The sequence below is a fragment of the Vibrio harveyi NBRC 15634 = ATCC 14126 = KCTC 12724 genome, assembly GCF_001591145.1.
In the GTDB taxonomy this organism is placed as follows: Bacteria; Pseudomonadota; Gammaproteobacteria; order Enterobacterales; family Vibrionaceae; genus Vibrio; species Vibrio harveyi.
In genome coordinates, this window is record NZ_BCUF01000008.1 from 65,867 (window position 1) to 88,966 (window position 23,100).

A 23,100-nucleotide genomic window follows, 5' to 3' on the forward strand; every position below is an offset into this window, starting at 1 on the left:
TTGGCGTTTTTTCTTTCTACGTTTCCAACCAAAGCACCAAACCCAATACTCTCTGACGGCTTATGGTGGTTCTCACACTTGCTTGTTGTGATGATTCTTTGCTCCTTGCGAAGCAAAGCTTCAGACAGAAAAAAGGCGACCATTCAGATCGCCAAATAATACTGCTTGCGAGGAGCAGTCTAGGACTCGTTGATAGGCAAAACTTGTCGAACATACTGACCAGGAGCATCTTCAATAACCGGATTTTGCTCAGAACCAACTGGGAAAGGCTCAACTTGCTCTTTCGGGTTAAACTGCATCAACCATTGGTGCCAATGCGTCCACCAAGAACCTTCTTGATGATTCGCGTTGTTGAACCATTCGTCCGCCGAGTCATCAAGATTGTCGTTCAACCAATATCCATATTTGTTTTTCGCTGGGTGATTCACGATACCAGCAATATGCCCTGACTCACCTAAAACAAAGGTCTTATTACCACCTGTATTCAGAGCACCACGATACGTTCCTTGCCACAGTGCAATATGGTCTTCTTTGGTCGATACAAAATAACTTGGGATCTTAATCTTGTTGAGATCAATCCAAACACCGCCAATTTTTACACCCTTGTCTTGTACCAGCTTATTCTCCAAATAGAGTTCTCGCAGTAAGAAATTATGGCAAGCGGCGCTCACATTAGTGCTGTCACTGTTCCAATACAGTAGGTCAAAATCAACAGGGCTATTACCTTTGAGGTAATTATCGACGTAATAGTTCCAGTACAAACTGTTTTCACGCAGCAGACTGAATGTCACGCTTAACGAGCGACCATCCATGTAACCCTTGGCGTTGTTTTGCGTTTCTATAGCACTGATGATTGTGTCATTGATGTATGCCCCAACCTCCCCCGGCTGAGAGAAGTCCAACAAGGTCGTAAAGAAGGTCGCAGACTTAATACGCTTCTTCATACGTTTCGCTGCATAGTAAGCTACGGTGCTGGCGAGAACCGTACCACCGATACAGTAGCCAGCTGCGTTGATTTGCTCTTGACCAGTAATATCCTCAATCGCAGTAACCGCTTTCGCTACGCCTTCGGTTACGTAGTCCCCAAACTCAACCTGCGCTTGTTCTTTACCCGGATTGCGCCAAGACATCATAAATACGCTATGACCTTGCTCTAATAACCAACGAACCATTGAGTTTTTCGCCGTTAGGTCAAGGATGTAGTACTTATTGATGAACGGTGGAACGATTAATAGCGGTGTCGCATTCACTTTTTCCGTCAAGGGACGGTACTGAATCAGCTCAAACAATTCGTTTTGGAACACAACATCGCCCGCAGTCGTCGCTACATCATCCCCAACGCGAAACGCATTGTTGTTGGTCATGCGTACTTTGAGAATGTCGGCACTCGACTCAACATCTTCTTTTAACTTCTCTAAACCCGTCAGTAGGTTTTCACCATTTTGCTCAAGAGTGAGTTTAAGCAGTTCTGGGTTGGTCGCGATGAAATTAGATGGAGAAAGTGCGTTGATAGCCTGACGAGAGAAGAAGGTAATACGCTCTTTCGTCTTCTCATCAAGACCTTCGATGGAATCGAGCGTGTCTAGATAGGTTTTACTAAACAACAAATATGATTGCTTGATGAAGCTGTACATGGCCTCTTGCTGCCAAGCATCATTTGAGAAACGCTTGTCGCCCTTCTCTGCTTCGATAAGTTGCGTTTGATTACCTGCTAGAGCCACATTCTGCCAAATTTGAAGCTGCTGCTCCCACCACTCTGCTTGCAACTTCAAAATTGCAGCGGGTTGGTTTGCCGCTTGTTCGAACAGTTTAGCAGTATCTTCAAAGTTCACTTCTTGCATGGCCTTGTTCAAAGGAGAATTCACGACTGCCTTGTTCACTTCGAAATCATGCCACCACTGTTGATTGGTTTCCTGAAGCTTTACAAGATAGTCCGAAAAGAAGTGTTGAAACATAGTCTTACTCCTATATTCGGAAAAAACAACGCCGCCCAAAAAGCGGGCGGCGCAAGCGGACGTATTACGCTGGAGTAACAGTCTTTAGGTTTTCCGAAGTCATTTTCTCAACGTCTTCTTTGAACTCTTTTGCGATAGATTGCAGCTTGTTGCTGTCGTCCATCATTTGCTGAGAAAGTTTAGTAAGAACGGTAAGTTGTTGGCTGTTGAAAGCCGTTAGAGAAGTCACGTCTTTGATTTCTGACGCTGCTTTCATTTGGTTTAGACCCACTTCGCTGTAAGTACGGATCGCGTTCAGTTGAAGCTCAGTAAGCACTTCTACGTTCTTTGTTACTAGCTTGTTGAACTTCAAGTATGGTTCTAGATTCTTTTCAGTTTGATCGCTAAAAGTTTTGAAGAAATCAGTGTACATGGTTTATCTCCTAGAGAAAGAATTAAAAATGTCCGTTTAAATAACTACTTAACTGCTTTTACAATCACAGCCGTGCCCATACCGCCGCCCACACAAAGTGAAGCAACCCCGTACTGACCGTCTTGTTTGTGAAGTTCATGAACCAACGTAACCAAAATTCGGTTACCTGATGCACCAAGTGGGTGACCCAATGCGATAGCACCACCATTAAAATTGGCTTTATCTTGAATCGAGCTTACTGGTACTTGGTTGGTTTCAGCCAGTTTATGAATCACGCCTAATGCCTGAGCAGCAAAGGCTTCGTTTAATTCATAAACATCGATATCGCTGGTTTTCAGCTCGGCTTTTTGTAGTGCCTTGTTCACTGACTCAACAGGACCAAGCCCCATAATTTGAGGGTCTAAACCAGATTGTGCGTAGCTCACTACCTCGGCAATTGGTGTTAAACCATGCGCTTGAACTGCAGTTTCTGAGGCCAAAATGATGGCACTTGCACCGTCATTAATGCCCGATGCATTACCTGCTGTCACTGTACCTTCTCGGTCGAACGCAGGGCGCAGCTTGCTCAAACCTTCAAGTGTGGCATTGGCTTTCGGGTATTCATCGGTGTCAAACACGACCGTTTCTCGACGCTGCTTAACTTCAACAGGAACAATTTCATCTTTGAATTTACCTGCCTCGATAGCCGCGACAGCTTTTTGCTGACTCGAAAGTGCGTATTCGTCTTGCTGTTGGCGAGACAACCCTACCTCTTTTGCAACGTTTTCAGCCGTCACTCCCATGTGGTACTGGTTGTAAACATCCGTTAAGCCATCTGAGATAAGGAGATCTTTCAGCTCCATGTGACCCATTTTGTTGCCATCTCGCACGCTGCTAGGCACGATGAATGGGATTTGTGACATGACCTCAACGCCGGCAGCCATCACGACTTCTGCATCACCGCTGCGAATATGCGAAACGCCATCCATGACGGTTTTCATACCACTGCCGCATACCATGTTTACGCCGTATGCAGGGACTGACTCCGGGATACCTGCAAACAGTGCAGCTTGGCGTCCAACACCCATACCTTGACCGGCTGCAACAACGTTACCAACAATAACTTCATCGACCTTATTCGCTGCCAAAGAAGCTGCCTCAAGCGCACCTTTTATTGCTACTGCAGCTAGATTTCCTGCTGAGGTGTTTTTTAAGCTTCCACCAAACGCACCAATTGGCGTACGCTTTGCTGCAACGATAAATACTTTTTCCATCACTCTACTCCTTAGCTCATGTATAGGCCGCCGTTCACCGACAATGTTTCACCGGTGATGTATGCGCCGGCATCACTCACTAGGAAGCTTACTGATGCTGCAATTTCTTCTGGCGTTGCTAAACGCTTCATTGGGATTTGGTTGGTGATAGATTCAAGCACTTCCGGTTTCATCTGCTCTACCATTGGGGTGCCGGTGTATCCCGGAGCGATAACATTCACAGTCACGCCAGAACGAGCACCTTCATATGCCAGAGCTTTTGAAAAACCAATCATGCCAGCCTTAGCCGCTGAGTAGTTTGCTTGTCCAAACTGTCCTTTCAAACCATTAACGGAAGAGATGTTAATGATGCGACCACCACCTTTTTCACACATAGTCGCGAACAAAGGTTGAGTCACATTGAACAAGCTATTTAGATTGGTGTTAATGACGTCATTCCAAGCTTGTGCAGTCATCTTTTTAAACACGCCATCACGTGTGATACCTGCATTGTTGATGACAACATCTATAGTCCCTTCTTCCTCAAGCAAAAGTGCCAGTTTTTCAGCACACTGCGTGGTGTTTGTCACATCTAATTCAAATAAGCGTACCTGATCTTTGGTAAACCCTTTTTCATTAAACCATTCCAAAGCACACTCATAATTACCTGTAAAATAAGTAGCAATTACTCGATAACCATCATTTACTAATTGAGAGGAAATAGCAGAACCAATTCCGCCTTTTGATCCAGTGATCAAAGCGACTTTCTTCATTGAAGACTCCATTCTTAACGGCATTAAAAAAGCGAATTAAGACACTGGCGAAATGTTTCGCCAACTGACGTGTTAATTTATTCTTTTGGCAACAATTCCTCTGCTGCCTTTTATTTTAAGTTAACCTAGAAATATGACATTTCAAATAAAAAACTCATTCATTTGCATAAGATTGATTTAGATCTCATTCGGAATGAAATGTTATAAAAAAGTTAAGCACACATAAACTGCTGTTTTAAAAGAAGAAATACTAAAGACAATTTGATTATTAATTTTGTAAATCACTTTGCATTCAGTAAGTTATACGAATTTCTATCTATGTTGCATTTGCAAATGGTTTAAGATCATCTTTCATTTAGAAACTAATAGATCGCAATTAAATTATCGAGTCAATAGTTAACAAAGCTCAACTAATAATTATGAAATATATCATTAGCTTACATCCTACTTTGAGTATTTAATCTAAGTAAAACATGGTCAAAATGACATAAATACCAATTAAAAAATAATATAACTGGTAATTAAACCAACTAATTTCTACAACTAAGTTATCTCATATTAACTTATAAATGATTTTATTTGGTGCAACAGCGCACTAATATGTCGCACACATTTAATTGTTATTTAAATTTTATTAAACAGTTGAATGTTAACCCTATACCTCCAACCTCTACTGTTTTTAGATGTGGCATTGAATGCCAGTTTGCACTATCTTTGATACCTCTTTATTTACTTACACACTCATCAATATTCATGAATACCGCCTTGTTAACCATGTTCATCCCTACCTTCTTCTTTGTGTCCATTACACCTGGGATGTGTATGACGCTTGCCTTAACGTTAGGTATGAGTATCGGATATCGTCGCACCCTTTGGATGATGATTGGCGAACTGTTTGGTGTTGCTTTAGTCTCAGTCTCTGCGGTGCTCGGCATCGCAGCCATCATGCTCACTTACCCTTGGCTCTTTACCGTACTAAAATTGATTGGCGGCGGTTATCTGCTTTATTTAGGGGTTGAGATGTGGCGCTCACGAGGCAAACTTGCCATTAATGTTGATAGCATTGATGTTCCTACTAGCGGTAACTGGGATTTGGTTTTGCAAGGCTTTGTCACCGCAATTGCAAACCCGAAAGGCTGGGCGTTCATGATTTCACTTTTGCCGCCTTTTATTGATCAAACTGCGGCTCTTGCTCCTCAGCTCATCGTGCTTGTTTCTATTATTTTGATGTTCGAGTTCATTTGTATGTCTCTTTACGCAACGGGTGGTAAAGGATTGAAGCGATTGCTAGGTCAATCCAAAAATGTACGCTTAATGAACCGAATCGCTGGCACTTTGATGATGGGAGTGGGTATTTGGCTCTTAATGAGTTAGAAAAAGCAGTATTGATGAAACAGGTCTAGTGACGAAAAACAAGTTATGAAGAACATTTTAAGCAGGCTCAAACAATCCTTTGGTGAGGTGTTGGATTTTCAAGCCCGAGTATGGGTAGTGAACGTCTATGCTGGCGAACATAAAGGTGAGTCTTACGTGGTCAATGAGGACAGCTTTTCTGAACCGTTACAATGGATGAAAAAGAAGGGCTATAAAGGACCAATGCTCACCAAAGTCGAGTCAATGAAGCGATCTCAGATCATCGAATTTGATTTAGGTTCAGTCAAGCATCGACTAATGCGCGTGAAGTAGCGTCCGATTCTATTTCTTTTCCCTTTTCCCTTTTCCCTTTTCCCTTTTCCCTTTTCCACAGATAAAAAAGCGCCACTCAGAAGAGTGGCGCAAGCACTTTTACCTTAAACACCAAGTATTATGGTGCAGTGTCGATCTCTACTGGTAGGTAGTGTTTTGGTTCTAGCTTCAACCATTCAGGAAGCACCGTACCAATCGAGATTGATGACCACGTACCAGACAGTACGCCAATGAACATTGCGGTAGAGAAACCTGCCAATGCAGAACCGCCCATAATCCACAACGCACCAACAGTGATTAAAGTAGTACCTGATGTCACCATAGTACGTGAGAATGTCGCCAATACCGCTTCATCGTTGATCTGTTCTGTTTTCCAATTTTGCTTCGCAACAAGCAGTTCACGAATACGGTCAGCGATGATGATCGAGTCATTAAGCGAGTAACCAAGAATCGCCAAAATCGCTGCAAACACCGTCAGGTTGAACTCCATTTGTGTAATCGCAAAGAAGCCCAATACTAAGATAACATCGTGCGCCAACGCGAATAGAGAGCCACTTGCCAGACGCCATTCAAAGCGGAAACACAAGTAACCAAGAATCGTCAGTACCGATACTAATAATGCTAAGCCACCTTGGTCGAACAGGTCCTGACCCACTTGAGCACCCACGATGCTGTTACTTACTACATCTACTTGATGTGAAATAGGCTTAAGTACATCTGCAACATTAGGTAATGTATGACCTTCTGCCGGTGCTGAGTAACGAATAACCCAACGACCATCTTCGCCTGAACGGGTTACAGATGTTGATTCACCAAGCTTTGGTTGCAGCGCATTAAGCAAATCATGGTTAGTCAATTGTTTATCGACTTTCACTTCAGTAACCATACCACCAGTGAAATCGAGACCTAGGTTTAGCCCTTTCATACCCAGAGCAACCAGAGCAATAATCGTCAACACAACCGATACAGCTGTCGTGAAGTAACGAATCTTACGGATATTTTGTTTTAGCATTTCGACCATGATTAAACCCTCACATCACGACGGGCATCGCGGCCCCAAATTAAATTGATCATTGCACGAGAAGCAAATACGCCTGTAAACATACTGGTCATCAGACCCAGACCTAGCGTCAGCGCAAAGCCTTGGATTGGACCGTTACCAATCGCGTATAGAATCACGGCAGTGATCATGGTTGTGATGTTGGCATCAAGGATAGTAGCGAACGCGCTGTCGAAGCCTAAGTCGATAGCTTGTGCAAAACTACGACCTTCACGCATCTTGTCCTTAATACGTTCGAAAATAATTACGTTGGTATCCACCGCCATACCGACAGTCAATACCAAGCCTGCGATACCAGGAAGTGTTAGCACGGCGCCAGGAAGTAGTGCGATTAGACCAAGTAAGCAAAGCATGTTTGCACACAAAGCCACGTTCGCAACCCAACCAAGACGACGGTACCAAAGTGCCATAAATGTCAGTGTTAGACCCATACCAAGAGCAAGAGCAGCGAAACCGTTTTGGATGTTTTCTGCACCTAGAGAAGCACCGATTGTGCGTTCTTCAACAATCGTTACCGGAGCGGTCAATGAACCCGCACGTAGAAGCAAGGCAAGTTGCTGTGCTTCATCCATGCTACCCGCACCAGTAATACGGAATTGGCTACCCAATTGAGACTGGATAGTTGCAACACTAATAACGCGCTCGCTACGCTCTGTCATACCACGTTCGTTAGTTTTGTACTCACGGTAGACTGTCGCCATTGGCTTGCCGATATGCGTTGCAGAGAAGTCACTCATCTTCTTACCACCAGCGTGGTCTAGAGAGATGTTTACTTCTGACATGCCCATTTTATCAACGCCCGCGCGCGCATTTACAATATGTTCACCCGTTAGTACTGGACGCTTAGCAAGAATCACTGTACGACCATCGTTGTCTTTCAGGACAAGGTCTTGGCTGCTACGTGCTTGACCTGCGTCTTTCACTTCGTAGAACGCAAGACTTGCTGTTGCGCCAATGACGTTTTTCGCTTGTGCAGGGTCTTGAACACCTGGTAGCTCGATACGAATGCTCTCTTTACCTTGGCGTTGTACCAACGCTTCAGTAATACCAAGCTCTTCGATACGACCACGCATGATCTTCAAGTTTTGTTGCAGTGTCGTTGTTTGGAATTCTTGGATGTTTTGTTCGCTTGGTTGAAGTTCAAAGCCACGATCTGCGCTTGTCATTGTCCAACCAGGGTAGTTTTGACGAATGAATTGGCTCGCCGCTTTTAAGCCCGCTTCGTTTTCACTATTTACTGCGATGTGGTTATGCGCTTCAGCACGAACTTGAACGCCACGTACACGTTGCTCACGCAGGCTCGCTTTGATCTCATCAACCAATGCGTCGCGCTGTTCTTCAAACGCTTTATTAACATCTACATTCAATAGGAATTGAACGCCGCCACGAAGGTCAAGACCAAGCTTGATTGGGCTGAAACCCATCTCGTTTAACCATTCTGGGGCAACAGACACGTATGAGAACGTGATGCTGTCATCTTTGCCTAGCTGATCGTTAAGCAATACACGAGCCTTACTTTGCGCATCTTCACCATCAAAAACAATGGTGGTCTTACCGTCTTTTTCAATGATTTTAGAGGCTGGAATATGGTGCGTTTTTAACAGCTGGTCGAGCTGAACCACTGACATCGCACTGTTGTTTTGGTCAGCAAACGTCACCTGAATAGAAGGCTGCTCACCAAACCAAGTTGGGATGGCGCTAAGGGTTAAGATAATAACCGTCGTAATTAAAACGACGTATTTCCATGCCGAATAGTGATTCAGCACTTTTCTGTTCTTTTGTGGTTTTGGTGTTTTCTTCATGTAAACATCATCCCTTCACTGCTCAGTGAAGTTTTATTTAGTTAGATTCAAGACACGACAAAACGCTCACCTGAACAACATACAGGTATGGAATGCCCAGAGCTTCACTTACTCTGTTGAAGAATTGCCGTGTTAAGAATGCACAAAATGTGCAGAGTGATGGTGTTTAAGCAGAAAACTGACTATTGAGGGCGACGTACATCGCATTGGTTTCTTTCCAACCAGAAAGGCGGTGGTCGCTAACAAAGTGATTAAATGTCGATTGGCTTTGACGCCAGCTGATATCCATAAGGCTATAGGCATAGCCAGCATCAGCATAAAACGGGGCATTTAAATCGCCGATGAAATCAATGTGTTCATCGTCAATGTTCTCACGAAGGTGCGTTGTCCAACGTTGAGAATTAAAGATGGCAAACGAATCTTGGAAAGCATGACCTTCAGATACTGGAGATTGGGTGCTTTCCTCAGAGAGTTCTGAGAAATCAACTGGAGAGTTCGATGCAGAGTTGCTCGCCGTAAATGGCTGCAACTTAGAAAAGTGAGGTAAGTAGGATTTCTGTTCTGCTTGTGCAGCCGACGCCTGCATTGGCGATAAAGCCATTGCAAGAAGCAGCAAAAACAGTTTTCTAACGTAAATCCAAGGCATGGTAGCTCACTTAAAACAAAACGAGCCGAGTTCTTCAACTCAGCTCGGTGATAGTATTCCTATTGCTTATACTTAACAACTAAAAAGTTATAAATCTCTGTTTCCAACCGTGGAACGCAGTTGCCAGCAAGCCTTAAGCGGTATTCATCGATAAAATATTTCACCTTTATCGACATCCAAATAGATTTTGTTTTCTTGTTCCAAGCCACCACAGTAGATGAAGTAAACATTGCGGGTTTTGTAAGTGACAGAACGCACCCACCCACCTAATTCTTCAAAATCACTTGGGTCGCAAGTCTCATCATCGAGCAGTTGCTGCGTTTTGTTACGAAACATATCGAGATGCGTTTTTAAATCGTCTGATTTTTGCAAATACCCATCAAGGATCTCGAAGCGCTCTTGCTCTTTGATGACAGGTTCTGAGTCTGATAATCCTTTTGAGTCTACCCACTCAGCGGTCTCTTCCCCACCCTCTTCATACACAATGTAATCCGTCAAGCGGAACCAGCCATTAGATTTCTCCAAAACCGATACCTTCTCACCTTTATACAGCGCATCAATAATCAACGCCTGATGATCTGGCTTATTGTAAACATCGATCCGGCGCTCAATCACATAGTACTCGGTGACCTCAGGTGCGGGCGCCTCAAGATCCATAATCGGTTTGGGTTTTTCTGCAGGTTCGGCTGGTTTCTCTGGCTCTTTTTCCTGTTCAGCGACAGGGTCGTCTTGCTGCATAAAGAAGAAGTAATACCCTGCGCCCGCTCCCCCTAACAAGAGCAAGACAACTATTAAGATCAAGGCTTTCTTCATATTCCGTTCCTTTTTCATTCCTTACGCAGTAAGCACCGTCACACTAACTATACTGATAGAGAGTGCATAACGGACGCAAAAACTAATCAACGAGAAAGCTAATTAGTGTGAAAACAATGATGAATAAGTTCAAATGGATATTGCTACTGCTACCACTTCCTGCTTACGCAAGCATTCAGTGTGACCACGCATCATGGAATGACAATCTTACCCAATTCAACCGTTTAGAGTCCAATTACAATAGATACGTTGAGACATTCAATACGCTTCTCACTGAACACAAACAAAGACAACTGCTCTCTCAGACCTTCTCCCTACGTGAACTAACCTTGTTGTGGCAGGCACAAACTAACCAACGAGCTTTTCAAAGTCAGCTTAGGGCGTCGATTCAATATCGCGAAGAGCTCACCACTAAAGCGCGAGAGTTAGAGAAACTCAGCATTGAGTCAAATTGGATGGCAAACGGATGGCAAAAACTCGCAAGTAAATGTGAAATTTCTGATGCCACAGCCAACCAAATTAGCGCCGAATGGTATCAAACAAACGCTTCCCAACTCGCTAAAGATTATACGCAACTGGCAACACAATACCTTGGTTTAGCGCAGCTGTACGATAAAGAAGCCAATGCATTAAAATACGTGCAAAATGAATCTGACTAAGTCTGTTCATATTGGGATTGTTCCCTTTATTGAAATTGAGCAATTAATAGGCAAACAGGTCAATTTATAGAGAGGTACGTCACAATAACGCTTTACTTACGAGCAGATTTTGGGTAATTTACCCATTAACAAAATTTAATATAAAGTCACATTTGGCTGGAGATGATGCTAAACCAATGGTTATCAATCGATTAAGTAACAGGGATTGTCCTAATGCTACCAAAGCCAAGTTTTTGTCAGTAGTTAGGCATGTTAAAGAGTTCGGTTCAATCAGTGATTTGGACCTATGTAAAATCTTCGGAGAAACAATTTGGAGTGATGGGAGGGAATACCATTCAGCTGCTTTCTCTTTTAGGGTTGATAGACACACAGGTAACTGTGAGATCTCAAAATACAAATACCAATAAGGCTTAAAAGACTATTCGAACGGAGACAGGAAACTGTCTCCGTTTTTTATTGTCGGTTATTTTGGCATCACGATAGTAAAATCATGATCGGAATAACCTTCAATTAAGTAACTTCTCTCACTCAGCAACTTGCAATAACGCAGTACACCATCTTTGTTGTGAGACTCTAACATCCGCATGCTGGGTAACTTAGCCTCATCCAACAGATTAAACACACAAGCAATACTCGCAGTCTGATACATTTTCTCAATCATCTCGATTGTATGATTTGGGTTGGCAGATTGGTAATTGAGCGAGCCAGATGCAAATACATAGTGCGCTTTCGGCAAAATCAAGTTAGAGAAATCGCCCCGGATAAACTGCGTATCAGTAATGAAATGACGCTTGCGAGATTCCGCGATAAACCGCTTTTGTTGATCAATGCCGATATAATGACTGGGGCGATTGCCTTTTTGTTCTATATACGCCAATAAATCCCCATATCCACAACCAATATCAAGAATACTTTTGCCATTAAGGTCTAAATCCCGACATAAGGCTTCAAAGCGTGTGACTTGGCTGAAAGAGTCTTGCCACCCCAGCGTCCTGGCTCTGTCTTCGCCAAATTGTTTGTGTCTTTTTCGGTGATAATGTGCGATGCGTAATCTGTCGAGCCACTTCATGATTGCTTTGTTTGTTGGGTTTGTGAATAACCGTATTTATGAGTATACCCAGTAACTTCAAGATGCAGAATTCTGAGCATTGTCATTGATTCGAGGTCAAGGAAAACAACGCCGCGTCTACAAGACAAATCGTTCTCGAAGAACCTAGCATCTCGAGGTTACTTAGGTATAAATCGGTAAGTTACCATTTCCTTTCACTTGGCGAATCGCTAAGTGCGTATGAATATCTTTGACGTTTTCAAGGATCTGGAGTTTTCGCGTAAAAGCTTCATAGCCAGTGAGATCTCTACTCACCACTTCTAATAGATAATCGTACGCCCCAGAAACAACATGGCAGGAGATCACTTCTTCCATTTCGCTTACCGCTTGCTCAAATTCATCTATTGAACTGGCTTGGTGATTATTAAGGCTTACTTCAACGAATACCGTCATTGCAATTCCCGCTTGTTCGCGAGAAACCATTGCGCGGTAACCACTGATCACGCCTTCTTGTTCCAAGCGTTTAATTCTTCGCGCACAAGGGGAAGCGGAAAGCCCCACTCTATCTGCCAGTTCGCTTGTTGTCATTGTGGCGTCTTGCTGGATCAAATCCAATAACTGTCGGTCAATTTTATCCATCTTGCCTTCCTTGCCAGATTTCGCCATGATTTTTTAATTCCATGCCGAAATTCACTAAGTTCTAACTGTATTAAGTCATATTTTGCCACCATTGAGCGTCACTTTCATTCGATAATTAACACATTATTTACAAATAAACGGAACCTCCCATGGCATTAGGATACGCCGCAATCATCACAACGCTCTTTCTTTGGTCTGGTTTCTTTCTATCGCTACGTGGAGGCGCAATTTCAGCCCTTCAACCTGCCGATATTGCCTTAACTCGCTTTTTCATTCCGGCGTTGGTGTTACTTCCTTTCGTCCTCAAATCCATGGATAAAGTACGCGCAGTACCGAACAAATATCTTATCGGTATCGTCATCGGAAGCGGACTCCCATACTTGCTCGTTGCTGGCACCGCTATGCACTTTGCCCCAGTCGCCCATGGCAGTGCTCTGATACCTGGCACTTTGCCTCTGTTTGTCTCTGCGATTGCGGTCATTTGTTACCAGCAACCTCTTAGCCAACATCGTATGGTCGGTTTGTCTGCTGTCTTACTTGGGATTATGGTGTTCCTGCTGTCCAATCTCGGTGAAGAATACAACTGGGCACAATTAAAAGGGCACTTACTGTTTCTAGTCGGCAGCTTAATGTGGGCGGTATTTACCATCAGTGCTCGCGTTGCAAATTTAAGTGCTTATGTTTGCGCTGGGTTTGTTTCAGTCATTTCGTTTGCATTGCTGATTGTCGCTGTAGGTTTCGGTTGGTTGGATAGTTATTTAGCCATCACACCTATCACTGATTGGCCATGGAAAGAGCTTGTTGGTCATCTCGTATTACAAGGTATCGGAGCAGGTCTATTAGCATCTTTCACTTTTCTTTACGCAATCAGAACCATTGGAGCGGAAGCCAGCGCCGCATTCGGATCTCTCACACCAGTATTGGCAACCTTACTCGCAATGCCAGTGTTTAATGAGCAGCCTGATACCCTTACATGGTGTGCTTTAATATTGGTGACTTGCGGTAGTATCGTGGCGAGTAATATCCTGATGAAACAAGACCCTAGTCAGAAATATCAGCCACCTGTTCACAGATAACAATAAAATTGCATAACTTTTTACAGGCACCTATTGAAAGCCAAAATAGCGTTTTGATAACCTGTTGCGATAATAAATTAAACGTCAGATGTTATGCCTTCAACTCATACAAAAGATGAACTGCATAAATTCCTAAAAACAGGGATGCGAATCTCGGTAAATTTCGAGTTCGGTCAGGAAGAAAAGTGCATTTACGCTGCTACTTATTTAGGGCTTAAAGAAAACGCTTATATCATTCTCGACATACCCGCTCGGTTATTAGAAGAGCAAGCGCTAAGAAAACTCACCAATGTGGACGTTGTTATCCGTGGTGTGTCAGATACAGATCTGGGGCATGTGATTGCTTTTAAGACCAGTGTGCTGATGAACTTGGTCCGACCGTCTCCGTTATTGTTTGTACGGATTCCTGCCACCTTCGCGACGAAGCCTGTACGTGAGCATGAGCGTTATAAATTGCAATTAGACTGTGCAATAGACCACACTGGCAATAAATATGATGGCAGTTTGGTCGACTTCTCTCTTTCTGGCTGTGGAATTTCGACGTTGGTTGAACCCGAGTTTGAAATCGGTGAACGAATTACGATTGAATCCCCTTTAAGTGGCTATATCGACGAAGAAAACCACTGCTCAGTTGCCAATATTAAGAAGCTACCAAAAGGTTGGATTATAGGCGTGAAATTTGAGGTACCGCTTGATATGTCCGAAGAATTGAAGAATGAGTTACTAGAGCATTCTTTTTCAGCCAGCACGATTTAGGCTGCATAAGGTTCTCAACCGTAAAGAACTAAAAAGGGAGCATCATGCTCCCTTTGCTATTTCTGCATTACGTCCGTTCTAGCAAAAATCTTTGCTTAAAATCGACAAACGCTTCATGTAATGCGTTTTCTTTGATTGGCTTGAGCAAGACATAATTCGCCCCTGCCGCCATAAATGCATCACTAGTTTCTTTAGCTGTATCAGCCGTACAGGCATAAATAGGCGTACCAAGTCGCAAGTTCTGACGAATCTCATGAGTTGTTTCAATACCACCAAGATGCGGTAATTGATTGTCCATCAAGATAAGGTCATAAGTATTGTCCGCGAGAAACTCCATCGCCTCTAATCCATCTTTTGCCCAATCAACCTGCATTTTGTACTTCTTGCAGAACGCCTGGAGAATAAAGGCATTGGTGTGATTGTCCTCCACCAGCAACACTTTCAAACTCTCATCAAACAAAGCTTCAGGCTTAACGCGTTGGCTGACTTCTAACGGTCGGAATACACGCTCACGGTCTTTTACCGGCAATGTCACAACGAAAGTTGTGCCCATCCCTTTACTACTACGAACCTGAACATCGCCTTCCAACATATCGACAAGATTCTTAACGATGGTTAAGCCTAAACCACTACCACCGTATTCTCGTGTTGTTGTTGCTTCTTCTTGTACAAACGGTTCGAACATTTGGTCTAACTTGTCCGACTCAATCCCGATCCCCGTATCAGTAATTTCAACAACCAATACACTGTTCTCTGCACCATAAAATTGCTCAAGCTCGGCATGGATCCGGATAGAACCCGACGGAGTAAACTTGGCGGAGTTACTAACAAGGTTAAACAGAATTTGGTTGAGTCGAACTTGATCCGTAAAGATTTCGACATTCGGATCCAGTTTGTTTTCGATAACCAGCTCAACCCCTTTATTTGTACAGATTGGACGATAGATATTTTCCAATGTGCGAATCGTATCGGAGAATGAGAACGGGTGCTTCTGGATATTAAACTTACCTTGCTCTATCTTGGAGAAATCCAAAATATCATTCAGTACGGCAAGTAAGTGCTCACCACTGTGGCACAGAACATCAATTTGGTTCTTCTGCTCTTGAGTTTCTACCGTGTCTTTAAGTAATTGCGCAACACCTAAGATACCGTTAATTGGAGTACGGATCTCATGACTCATCTTCGCAAGGAAATCAGCTCTAGCTTGTGCAGACTTCTCTGCTTCTCTACGTGCGATATTACTTTGCTTTTCCGCTTCAATCAGAGTTGTAATGTCTTGCCCTTGCACAATGATGCCACTGATATCACCGTCGACACGAATTGGTGATAGGTTCCAACGGTAAATCTTATTCCCAATTGGAACGTTGACGCCTGTTAACGTCGCACCTTGCGCTGCCATCTTCAGGTGAGGTGTCAATTTATCTTTGAAGCCTTGGAAGACAGGATGCATGGTTTCATTGTCATCTTCGATAACGAGCTCTTTGCGTGCTGCAGGGTTCATTTGGATAAGAACACTTTCCTCAGACCACACCATAATCGGTGATAACGCGAAGTTAAACAGGTCTCGGAATGACTTCTTCTGCGCCTCTAGTTCCTCAAAAGTACTTTCAAGAGTAGAGCCAATATGATCGAACTCTTCGATATCCGAACCATCAAAGCGCTCAAAGCCCTTTTCCTCACGCGCGGAACGAGTGTAGGACATCAGAGACTCCAACTGCGCCGCTACCTTACTCTCGATCCATTCTTTAGTGAGCAACGCAATCATGATCATACCGATGATAGAAGCCAACATTGCTAGGATATGTTGGATCTGCAACGTAACAACGCTTTGGTTATCCTGCACAGTAAGCAAGCATAACTCTGTCGTCACGGCATTCACTTCTATTGGAGTTTGAATCACTAGAAGTTTGTCGAGCCTTCTTTCTGAACCTTTGCGCTGCAAAATATCCGCAACATTGTATGGCTCGTCACCAATTAAGGGGTTAGCTAAAGGGACGTTATTCGCCACAAGGACCACATTGTCGACATTACTTTCGCTTTTTAGCTTCTCCATCAAAGCGAAGTTGTTATCAAGCACTACAACATTAAAAGAGAAGCCAAGCACTTCACCTGTCGCAGGATCCAACACTGGCACGCGACGCGTCAGCATATGTCTAGAACCAATAGAGGTCATCACATTAATGTAATACCAGTTATTACTAAAGGTGACGCGGTTCGCCAAACTGTCGAGGATAAGATCATTCACACCATAGAAATGTGCATTACCATCATCCCAAATGATGCCCTTATGATCGGTCAGAAAGCGAAACTCTGGCGTGTGCGATGGGTCACTTTGATCGATACTGAGAAAGAAAAAGTTAAGTGCATCAGTGTCGCGATTGGTGTAAAAGTCACGAATCACTTCACTTTTTGAGTTGCTGTCATGATGTATTTGAATCGCCGCAAAGTGACTATCAAATATATTGTGGATCAATGCAGAGGTTTGTTGCTTCGTTCTGTCGACTTCTTGCCAAATGATCTGTTTCGAGAAGTAATAGCTCTGAATAAAAATCCCTAGAATGATCGGAGCAAGAACAAGAATGATGATCTTTGTTATGAGCGTCGCCAGTGAGCGACGCTTCTTTATGTTTGATCGAGTTATTGTCATCAATTATCTGAATATCTAAATGCACGCTTCTTCAGCGTTTCGATTCTTTCCGGTGAATCGGCTTTGGTAACAATTTCAAAATCACCGGAATATACGGTTGGGACAGGTTTTCCTTCCAAATCCCACTTAATGGCTTCTGCCATGGCAATACCAGTATCATCATTCATACGCATGACAGTGATATCTAAGTCGCCTTTCTGAATAGCGTCAAGCTCTGCTGAACCACCGCCCCAACCGTTGATCATAACGTCACTTCGCCCTAAATCAGCTAACGCCTCAACAGCGCCTAACGCAACATCAGTCGAGCACGCATAAATAAAATCAACATCTGGGTGCTTTTCTAAACTTGCTTTTGCAGCATCATATCCCGACTGCTTTGTTGCTTTAGTGTAGTACGCTGATTGTAGTTCAAAGTTATTATCACGGTTAACCTGATGAATAAACGTGTCACCTCTCACATCACTAATGTACCCTTCCGAGAAATAGAGCACGCTGTAATAGGTGTGCTTCGGAAAGTACTTTCCGAATTCTGTCGCTAATTCACGACTGCCTTCCGCGTGATCAAATCCGACATATAAAAACGGTTGATGTTTATCCCATTCACGCACTGGTGTCGTGATATTTTGTAAGATCAATTTGGTGTTTGTTGAATCAAGAACGTGTTCAACAAATTTGCGGTGTCTGGTTGTATCTAACGTAAAAATCAAATAATCGGATTTGCTCTTCAGCGCTTCCATTAACGACAAGCTTTGCTGCTTAATATCCGCATTAGGGCGTGTGAAAACTTGGTTGATCTGATAGTTGATATTTAGCTTGTCCAAGCGCTTTTCAAATGCCGCAATGTTTCTTACCCAGTAATCAGATACTTGCTGCCCCGGATAAACCACGGATATTTTAAGCGGACGCTTTTTGTTTTTAGAGAATGGTACAGGACGTTCACGAACGGCTTCTGCTAAAGCATTAGTGAGTTTTCGCTGCTGCGGGAATTCATCCAAGAACTCTTGATAACCCCAGTAGCCATTAAGCACTTGCGTTGCATGTGAAACAGGAGAGAAACCGACCATAGAAATCAGGGAAAATAGTAACGCTTTTTTCATCTGTTGCTCTTTTAGTTTTTTATGGAGCATGGAACTGCTCTATTTTATTACCTAGCCGAGTCATCCTTTACCCTATAATTCTGATATCCATAAATTGCCCGCTTCTATATAAATTTTTTTGATATTAAGCCTAGCAGGGCATCAATGTATTATGTGTTACTGTCGCCTGAAATGATACCCATAATAGACAAAAATAAACCGCCATTTGAAGGCGGTTTGCTCTCTAATACGCATAGTGTTAATTCAAATTGCCCAACATTGAACTAGCAGCACATATTTGTACTTTTTAATTGATTAGAAGTTGTACAGCTCAATATTGGTCGAAAATGTCACTTGCGAAAATCATTGATTAATTGGAACACTTCACTCGTGTTTGAAATGCAAGGACATGTTTTTCATCGATACAAATTTCAGCATCTTCGCTGACTAAGAGCTCTTTCTTAGCTTTAGTCAGTTGCTTGATAAAGTATTCCGCTTTCATCGCGACGCTTTTGCTTTCAAAAGAAGAGAACCATTCCAAGGTTAATGGTCCCTTCCCTTTCAGTGCTTTTGCACCTTTCCCGCTCTGATGCTGTTTGAAGCGTCGATCCACATCATTCGTTACACCACAATACAGCGCATTGCGGTTATTACGGATTAGATAGACGCTCCAATTTTGCTCGGCAGTCTCACTCATGAAAGCAGAGATTCAACCTGTTCTTTTAATGCGGTCAGCTCTGCACGAAGTTCTGCCACTTCTTGTTCTAACTGGCTAATGCGCTCAGAACTGGCTGATGATGGCGCCGCACTTGCCACAGCCAACTCACTGATGTCTACCTCACCACAAAATAGATGCATGTAACGTGATTCACGCTTGCCCGCCTCGCGAGGCAGTTTAACCACAAGAGGTCCTTTCTCTTCGCTTGCAAGGTGCTCAAGAACGTTTTCAACTTCCTTTACATCATTAAATGTTGCTAGACGATTAGTGCGCGTGCGAATTTCGCCAGGGGTTTGAGCACCACGAAGCAGCATGCAACATACGATGCCTTTCTCTTGCTCGGTAAGTTGTAGGTCGCCAAACTCGGTATTACAGAATCGGTGTTGGTATTTGCTGACACGGCTATTGAAACCACTTTCATCACTGACAAGACGACGCTCGATGAGTGCATCAACCGCGTCTAGTACGTCTGCTTCAGACAATGACATGACAGGTTCGCGGTTGCTTTTTTGATTACATGCGTTCGTCAGCGCGTTAAGGCTTAGGGGGTATTGGTCGGGGGTGGTGACTTCTTTTTCGATTAAGCAGCCAATTACTCGTGCTTCAATTGCCGTTAGCTCAACTTTCATAATGCATTTCCTTATTATTGTTGCATTTGAATTTGGGTATCAGGCTAAAGCATAGCGCATGGACCTGACACCCTTTGCGAATCGGGTTAGGTCTTAATGCTCTGATAGAATCGACACTTTGGTCATTTTTCCATTCTCGTCAATCATCATTATCTTCGAACGATTGAGTTCGACTTCAGTGATTTCGAGTTGCGTTCTAGCAGCCACATACGCTGCTTTGAGTTTGGTAGCCAAAGAATCGTCTTGGTTATCGACCTCTTGGCTTTCGACTTGCTCCGCAATAGTCCCAGAGTTCATTTCGAGCTTCATATTTTTGTATTGAATGAAGTTGATGATATAGCGAAGGCTCCACCATGACAACGAGTCCCTTCACTCAAGTGAGCAACATTCACGCTTTTAGCACTCGATTGTTAATGCCACATCAGAATTGATGGATAAATGTCCAACCCAGCATGACGTTTGATCTAAAGACTGTTATGCCACGAGATGTTGTGCTTTAATCGAATTAGATATTCACAAATTAGGAAAGGGAACCATGAGTAGCGTATTTGAAATCGTGAACCAAGCTCGTCGTAAAAACAAACTAAAACGTGAGCTGCTTGATAACGAGAAAAAAGTTCGTGACAACCGTAAACGTGTAGACCTACTAGAAAACCTTCTAGACTACATCAAACCAGAAATGTCTCACGACGAAATCGTTGCAATCATCAAGAACATGAAAGCAGACTACGAAGACCGCGTTGACGATCACATCATCAAGAGTGCAGAAATTTCTAAAGCACGTCGTGACATCAGCCGTCGTATTCGCGAACTGACTGAAGAAGACAAACAAACTAGCGGCAAAAAATAAGCCCAAATAGTTGTAGAATTTAACCCCGAGCAGGGATAACTTGCTCGGGGTTTCTTTTTGTAACTTACAAAACCAGTGTGTACAATAACACCAATTCTTGTTCCCAAAACACCCAATTTCTCTATGTCTTCTACTTCTTCTAGCGTGCAACCAACGTTAGCAAAACAACTTTTCACTATGACCTGGCCAATGCTGTTTGGCGTATTGTCATTGATGAGCTTCCAACTTGTCGACAGTGCCTTCATTGGGCAACTGGGCGTTTTACCACTTGCGGCACAAGGCTTCACTTTACCATTACAAATGGTGGTTATTGGCATTCAAGTTGGTTTGGGTATTGCCACTACCGCAGTGATATCGAAAGCACTAGGAGCAAACGACACCCACTACGCAAAACAATTAGGTGGGTTAGTCCTCATGATTGGCTCTGTCGGCGTAGCTGTACTTGGTTTGATCATTTGGTTATTGCGTTACCCTATTCTCTCTTTATTAAGCGCACCAGAAACCGTCATGCCAATTATCGACAGCTACTGGCCATGGTGGTTGCTAAGCTCATGGACGGGTGCTGTGCTGTACTTCTATTACAGTATTTGTCGTTCTAATGGTAATACCATGCTGCCAGGCACTATGATGATGGTCACCAGTGTAGTGAACTTAGTGCTCGATCCACTATTCATTTTCACCTTTGATTTAGGCATCAACGGTGCCGCTATCGCTACGATAATCGCGTTCGGGTTTGGCATTTTGGTTGTGGCGCCTCGCGTACAAAAAAATCACTGGGCGACGTTCCAATGGCAAGAGCTGGATGTTGTGAAAAGCGTTCGCTCCATCGGTCACATTATGGGACCGGCAATGATCAGCCAATTATTACCACCACTCTCTTCTATGCTGGCGACGAAGCTATTGGCAGGCTTTGGTACCGCAGCAGTAGCATCATGGGCGTTAGGCTCTCGTTATGAGTTTTTTGCTATTGTTTCTGTACTTGCACTGACGATGTCAATGCCGCCGATGGTTGGTCGTCTACTAGGAGCGAAAAACTACACCGACATTCAGTCTCTCATCTCGATTGCGGTTAAGTTCATACTTGGTTTCCAATTGCTGATTGCTGTGATTACGTTTATCGCTGCAGACCCACTGGCATTATTGATGACCAGCGACGCGCAAGTCACCCATGTACTTGAAATGCACTTGATGATTGTACCTATCAGTTTGGGCTCGCTTGGTGTATGTATGTTGATGGTTTCGATCTGTAACGCCCTTGGTAAGTCCTACACGGCTCTGACCATTTCGGCACTGCGCCTATTTTTGTTCTTCCTTCCGTGTTTGTGGGTCGGTGCGCAATTGGGTGGGATTCAAGGGCTACTTATTGGCGCGTGTTTGGGTAATATCTTAGCTGGTATCGCGGCTTACTTAACCTATAGAAAAACGATTCGTAAGCTCACAGAAGCGCATGCTGCCGCTTAAATAAGCAAGAAAAACGAAAGCCCTCGCATTGAGGGCTTTATGGTTTTTATACACTGGGGTCTGTTGATCTTTCGCGGTTAAATTTTACTCAGATGGGAACACCTAGCCGAACCCTTTAGGCAGCGTTTGTAAAGAAAGGCGTTAGCCTAGCGCCACTTTATCCGCTGGGAACACAACACCAGTCTGTCTTCTCACCTCAGTGAGCACTTTAGCAACGACAAGTGAGCGCTGCTTCATTTGAGGATCAATCGAGCCAACTTTGAGTTGCTTTGTAAATGCGTGCGCTTCGTAGAACATGTGGTTCTCTTCTTGAGGCAATGTTAGTACTTGTTTACTCTCACCTCGCAAAATGCGCTCAACACCACGTCCTGTGGCAATCATATCTACCAGCACACTGCCCTGTTCACCTTGGAATTCACTTGGGATTAGCGAATCGCTTACCTTGGAATGTAATAGGTTCACGTTAAAGCCGTCATACGCCAACGTCACACTGCCACAACCATCGACGCCAGAAGGCAGAATGTGAGCACTTGCTTCTATGCTGTTAGGCTCGCCAAACAACTCAATCGCGGAGCCAACACAGTAGTAACCGATGTCCATAATCGAACCGTTAGAAAATTCTGGATTGAATGTATTTGGATTCTCACCATTTAAATATTTCTGATATCGGGAAGAATACTGACAATAACTGATCGTGGCATGACGAAGAGGGGCGATCGCTGGTAGGCTGTCTTTTAGCACTTGAAAATTCGGCGTATATGGTGACATGAAAGCTTCGAACAACACGACGTTATTTTCTTCAGCGGTCTTAAACATCGCCTGAGCAAGAGGATAGTTTGAAGCCATCGGCTTTTCGCAAATCACGTGCTTACCCGCTTTAAGCATTTGCATTGCCTGAGGAGCATGCAGTGAATTTGGACTCGCTATGTAAACGGCATCGATATCGTTATCAGCCCCTAATGCTTCTAAGCTATCGTAATAAGATTGCGCATTATAAGGCTTGCCAAATTCGCACGCTTTCTCAACATCACGTGAATACACAGCTTGAAGACAAAATTCTTTGGTCTGGAGCGCAGCTTCAACAAATTGTTGAGAGATCCAGTTCGTCCCGATCACAGCAAGTTTGAACATGTTACTTCCTTTTCTTTATCGTTCTAGAAGC

24 protein-coding genes are annotated in these 23,100 nt (G+C 43.6%); 8 read left to right on the forward strand and 16 right to left on the reverse strand.

The genetic code is table 11. The annotated features are described in order from the left end of the window. Positions 1-179: 179 nt before the first annotated feature. The 4 genes from phaC to VHA02S_RS06335 all read right to left on the reverse strand — a co-directional run bounded on the left by phaC (position 180) and on the right by VHA02S_RS06335 (position 4,372). The gene (gene phaC, locus VHA02S_RS06320) at positions 180-1,955 is read right to left on the reverse strand and encodes a class I poly(R)-hydroxyalkanoic acid synthase (RefSeq protein WP_017819305.1); all 1,776 of its coding nucleotides are present in this window, start codon (positions 1,953-1,955) and stop codon (positions 180-182) included. Between the two features lie 64 nt (positions 1,956-2,019). Continuing rightward, entirely contained in the window at positions 2,020-2,367 is a 348-nt protein-coding gene (locus tag VHA02S_RS06325; protein WP_005453608.1) for a phasin family protein, read from the reverse strand. A gap of 44 nt (positions 2,368-2,411) precedes the next feature. Beyond that, complete coding sequence (locus tag VHA02S_RS06330) at positions 2,412-3,620, reverse strand: acetyl-CoA C-acetyltransferase (protein WP_038898988.1); 1,209 nt, start codon at positions 3,618-3,620, stop codon at positions 2,412-2,414. Positions 3,621-3,631: 11 nt separating this feature from the next. Further along, positions 3,632-4,372 carry an SDR family oxidoreductase gene (locus tag VHA02S_RS06335; RefSeq protein WP_005453606.1) on the reverse strand — a complete coding sequence of 247 codons (741 nt, stop codon included), beginning with the start codon at positions 4,370-4,372 and terminating at the stop codon, positions 3,632-3,634. Positions 4,373-5,125: 753 nt separating this feature from the next. Here VHA02S_RS06335 and VHA02S_RS06340 point away from each other — a divergent pair. Both VHA02S_RS06340 and VHA02S_RS06345 read left to right on the forward strand, forming a co-directional pair. Further along, a complete protein-coding gene (locus tag VHA02S_RS06340; RefSeq protein WP_038898987.1) occupies positions 5,126-5,746 on the forward strand; it encodes a LysE family translocator in 621 nt (206 codons plus the stop codon). Between the two features lie 45 nt (positions 5,747-5,791). Further along, positions 5,792-6,058, forward strand: a complete 267-nt coding sequence (locus VHA02S_RS06345) for a hypothetical protein (RefSeq protein ID WP_009696224.1) — start codon at positions 5,792-5,794, stop codon at positions 6,056-6,058. A 118-nt stretch (positions 6,059-6,176) separates the two neighbouring features. Here the strand turns inward: VHA02S_RS06345 and secF are convergent, their stop codons facing one another. The 4 genes from secF to VHA02S_RS06365 all read right to left on the reverse strand — a co-directional run bounded on the left by secF (position 6,177) and on the right by VHA02S_RS06365 (position 10,379). After that, positions 6,177-7,079 (reverse strand): protein translocase subunit SecF, encoded by a 903-nt coding sequence (secF, locus tag VHA02S_RS06350; RefSeq protein WP_005453603.1) that lies wholly within the window; start codon positions 7,077-7,079, stop codon positions 6,177-6,179. A 2-nt stretch (positions 7,080-7,081) separates the two neighbouring features. Then, on the reverse strand, positions 7,082-8,920 hold the full coding sequence (gene secD / locus VHA02S_RS06355) for a protein translocase subunit SecD (RefSeq protein ID WP_009701400.1): 1,839 nt from the start codon (positions 8,918-8,920) through the stop codon (positions 7,082-7,084). Positions 8,921-9,086: 166 nt separating this feature from the next. After that, positions 9,087-9,566, reverse strand: coding sequence for a hypothetical protein (locus VHA02S_RS06360; protein WP_009696226.1), 480 nt, complete (start codon positions 9,564-9,566; stop codon positions 9,087-9,089). A 144-nt stretch (positions 9,567-9,710) separates the two neighbouring features. Further along, the gene (locus tag VHA02S_RS06365) at positions 9,711-10,379 is read right to left on the reverse strand and encodes an SH3 domain-containing protein (protein ID WP_038898985.1); all 669 of its coding nucleotides are present in this window, start codon (positions 10,377-10,379) and stop codon (positions 9,711-9,713) included. Between the two features lie 116 nt (positions 10,380-10,495). On the opposite strand from VHA02S_RS06365, the gene VHA02S_RS06370 reads away from it, so the two are divergent. Both VHA02S_RS06370 and VHA02S_RS26500 read left to right on the forward strand, forming a co-directional pair. Then, positions 10,496-11,038 carry a hypothetical protein gene (locus VHA02S_RS06370; protein ID WP_038898984.1) on the forward strand — a complete coding sequence of 181 codons (543 nt, stop codon included), beginning with the start codon at positions 10,496-10,498 and terminating at the stop codon, positions 11,036-11,038. Positions 11,039-11,214: 176 nt separating this feature from the next. Then, positions 11,215-11,445, forward strand: coding sequence for a hypothetical protein (locus VHA02S_RS26500; RefSeq protein ID WP_074051703.1), 231 nt, complete (start codon positions 11,215-11,217; stop codon positions 11,443-11,445). Positions 11,446-11,501: 56 nt separating this feature from the next. Here the strand turns inward: VHA02S_RS26500 and VHA02S_RS06375 are convergent, their stop codons facing one another. Together VHA02S_RS06375 and VHA02S_RS06380 are read right to left on the reverse strand one after the other, a co-directional pair. Beyond that, on the reverse strand, positions 11,502-12,107 hold the full coding sequence (locus tag VHA02S_RS06375; protein WP_038898983.1) for a class I SAM-dependent methyltransferase: 606 nt from the start codon (positions 12,105-12,107) through the stop codon (positions 11,502-11,504). Between the two features lie 162 nt (positions 12,108-12,269). After that, positions 12,270-12,725 (reverse strand): Lrp/AsnC family transcriptional regulator, encoded by a 456-nt coding sequence (locus VHA02S_RS06380; protein WP_005453588.1) that lies wholly within the window; start codon positions 12,723-12,725, stop codon positions 12,270-12,272. A gap of 149 nt (positions 12,726-12,874) precedes the next feature. Between VHA02S_RS06380 and VHA02S_RS06385 the strand changes: the two genes are divergently transcribed. Next, the gene (locus tag VHA02S_RS06385) at positions 12,875-13,801 is read left to right on the forward strand and encodes a DMT family transporter (RefSeq protein ID WP_009696230.1); all 927 of its coding nucleotides are present in this window, start codon (positions 12,875-12,877) and stop codon (positions 13,799-13,801) included. 93 nt (positions 13,802-13,894) lie between these two features. Then, positions 13,895-14,557 carry a PilZ domain-containing protein gene (locus VHA02S_RS06390; RefSeq protein WP_053051951.1) on the forward strand — a complete coding sequence of 221 codons (663 nt, stop codon included), beginning with the start codon at positions 13,895-13,897 and terminating at the stop codon, positions 14,555-14,557. A gap of 67 nt (positions 14,558-14,624) precedes the next feature. On the opposite strand, the gene luxQ is transcribed toward VHA02S_RS06390, so the two are convergent. The 5 genes from luxQ to VHA02S_RS06415 form a co-directional block, all read right to left on the reverse strand. Then, a complete protein-coding gene (luxQ, locus tag VHA02S_RS06395) occupies positions 14,625-17,204 on the reverse strand; it encodes a quorum-sensing autoinducer 2 sensor kinase/phosphatase LuxQ (RefSeq protein WP_038899270.1) in 2,580 nt (859 codons plus the stop codon). Continuing rightward, positions 17,204-18,301 (reverse strand): autoinducer 2-binding periplasmic protein LuxP, encoded by a 1,098-nt coding sequence (locus VHA02S_RS06400; protein ID WP_005453580.1) that lies wholly within the window; start codon positions 18,299-18,301, stop codon positions 17,204-17,206. Before VHA02S_RS06400 ends, luxQ begins: the two co-directional genes overlap by 1 nt. A 349-nt stretch (positions 18,302-18,650) precedes the next feature. Beyond that, positions 18,651-18,977, reverse strand: coding sequence for a GIY-YIG nuclease family protein (locus tag VHA02S_RS06405; RefSeq protein ID WP_017188723.1), 327 nt, complete (start codon positions 18,975-18,977; stop codon positions 18,651-18,653). Further along, positions 18,974-19,627, reverse strand: coding sequence for a YceH family protein (locus VHA02S_RS06410; protein ID WP_038899269.1), 654 nt, complete (start codon positions 19,625-19,627; stop codon positions 18,974-18,976). Before VHA02S_RS06410 ends, VHA02S_RS06405 begins: the two co-directional genes overlap by 4 nt. Positions 19,628-19,720: 93 nt before the next feature. Continuing rightward, positions 19,721-19,924, reverse strand: coding sequence for a hypothetical protein (locus VHA02S_RS06415; protein WP_009696233.1), 204 nt, complete (start codon positions 19,922-19,924; stop codon positions 19,721-19,723). A 238-nt stretch (positions 19,925-20,162) separates the two neighbouring features. Here VHA02S_RS06415 and VHA02S_RS06420 point away from each other — a divergent pair, with 238 nt between their 5' ends. Beyond that, on the forward strand, positions 20,163-20,477 hold the full coding sequence (locus tag VHA02S_RS06420) for a DUF496 family protein (RefSeq protein ID WP_005453573.1): 315 nt from the start codon (positions 20,163-20,165) through the stop codon (positions 20,475-20,477). A 123-nt stretch (positions 20,478-20,600) separates the two neighbouring features. Then, positions 20,601-21,938, forward strand: coding sequence for an MATE family efflux transporter (locus VHA02S_RS06425; protein ID WP_005453572.1), 1,338 nt, complete (start codon positions 20,601-20,603; stop codon positions 21,936-21,938). A 141-nt stretch (positions 21,939-22,079) separates the two neighbouring features. On the opposite strand, the gene VHA02S_RS06430 is transcribed toward VHA02S_RS06425, so the two are convergent. Then, a complete protein-coding gene (locus VHA02S_RS06430; RefSeq protein WP_038899268.1) occupies positions 22,080-23,069 on the reverse strand; it encodes a Gfo/Idh/MocA family protein in 990 nt (329 codons plus the stop codon). Positions 23,070-23,100: the final 31 nt, after the last annotated feature.